The organism is Microcystis sp. LE19-84.1B, from assembly GCF_027531875.1.
Classification (GTDB): domain Bacteria; phylum Cyanobacteriota; class Cyanobacteriia; order Cyanobacteriales; family Microcystaceae; genus Microcystis; species Microcystis panniformis.
This window is the reverse complement of sequence record NZ_JAPZSR010000155.1, coordinates 1-1,561: the sequence shown is the minus strand read 5'-3', so window position 1 is coordinate 1,561 and position 1,561 is coordinate 1. Positions and strand designations below refer to the sequence as shown.

At 42.2% G+C, this 1,561-nt stretch carries 2 protein-coding genes; both read left to right on the top strand.

Features of this window, described 5'->3' with window-relative positions:
- Positions 1-1,164: bluetail domain-containing putative surface protein (locus O9324_RS09740; protein ID WP_288140076.1), on the top strand; the 1,164-nt coding region annotated here is incomplete at its 5' end.
- 145 nt (positions 1,165-1,309) lie between these two features.
- Positions 1,310-1,447 carry a hypothetical protein gene (locus O9324_RS09735; protein WP_288140075.1) on the top strand — a complete coding sequence of 46 codons (138 nt, stop codon included), beginning with the start codon at positions 1,310-1,312 and terminating at the stop codon, positions 1,445-1,447.
- Positions 1,448-1,561 lie beyond the last annotated feature (114 nt).

Here is a 1,561-nt window from a genome sequence, read left to right as displayed (position 1 = left end):
ACAACAAATGCTTTAACAGTCAATTACACCCTCGGAGGGACAGCTACTCTTAATACCGACTACACTCGTACAGGGACTACCAATACAGTCACCTTTGCGCCTAATTCTACTACTGCGACGGTAACAGTTGACCCGACTGCTGACACAACCATTGAAAGTAATGAAACTGTTGCTTTAACTCTTACTGCGGGTACTGGTTATACCGTAGGTACTCCTAACGCAGCCACGGGAACGATTACCAATGATGATTTGTCGCAACTCTCCATCAATGACATCACCGTAGTGGAAGGTAAAGATAATAATGCCATCCTCACCGTCACTGTCGATAATCCCAATCCCCAACCAATTAGCGTCAATTATGCTACTGCACCCATTGATGCTACCGCCAATGTAGATTACACTAGCAAAACCGGAACTATCACCATTGCTGCTAATACTTCCACTGCTACTATTAGCATTCCCATCCTCAATGATAACCTTAATGAACCTGATGAAGTCTTCACCGTCACCCTCTCCAATCCGGTTAATGCTACCATCAATCCCGACGAAGCAATTGGACAAGTAATTATTACTGACACCCTACAAAGCGCAATTACTCGCACCTTACCCAACAATGTCGAAAATCTCAGACTAATTGGCACTAATAATATTAATGGTACAGGTAACGCTAGTAACAATAATATCACTGGAAATAGTGGCATTAATCAAATCAATGGTGCTAACGGTGCTGATACTTTAACTGGTGGTTTAGGTGCAGATACTTTCATCTTCCAATTTGGCCAATCTACCATATCAACAAGCGACAGTATCACAGATTTCGCCATCAATAGTGATAAAATTGACTTATTAACTCAAGGTGGAAACGCCATGAGTGCGCCTAGCAATTTCAGTCGCGCTGCTGATAGCACTGCTACCACTTTACAGAATTTAATCAATCAGGTATTTACTGATGCTAATGGAGCGATTACCGGTAATCAAGGATTAGGGGTTAATAGTGCCGCCTTAGTGCAGGTAACAACCGGTGCAATAGCTGGAACCTACCTCGTTATTAATGATAGCGCGGCTGGCTTCCAATCCAGCAATGATTTGTTAATAAATATCACCGGATTTACTGGTACTTTACCTGCTTTAGGGAACATTCCAGTGAGTAATTTCTTTGTTTAATTAAGTAGGCGTAGGGTGCGTTAGGCGGCTATCAATTCCGTCAAAAAACACGCATCAACAATCCGCCGTAACGCACCACCTCTATTATTAAATCGGTGCGTTACGCTATCGCGCTTCACAGCCTAGGAGTAAGCAGACAACTCAAATGAACCTAACAACCGCAAATTATGATGAACCCTGGAAAGAAGCATTAAGCGAGTATTTTGAAGCGTTTTTATACTTCTTTTTTCCTGAAGTTCACCAATTAATCAGTTATCAGTTATCAGTTATCAGTTATCAGTGACTAATTGGAAGCAAGTAACAATCCCTTTGCTATAATAGTCATGGCACACCTGAAAACAAAAGCGACTACCGGGAAGCTGCCAGAACGGGAACAGTGGAAGTGGAGGTTAATCAG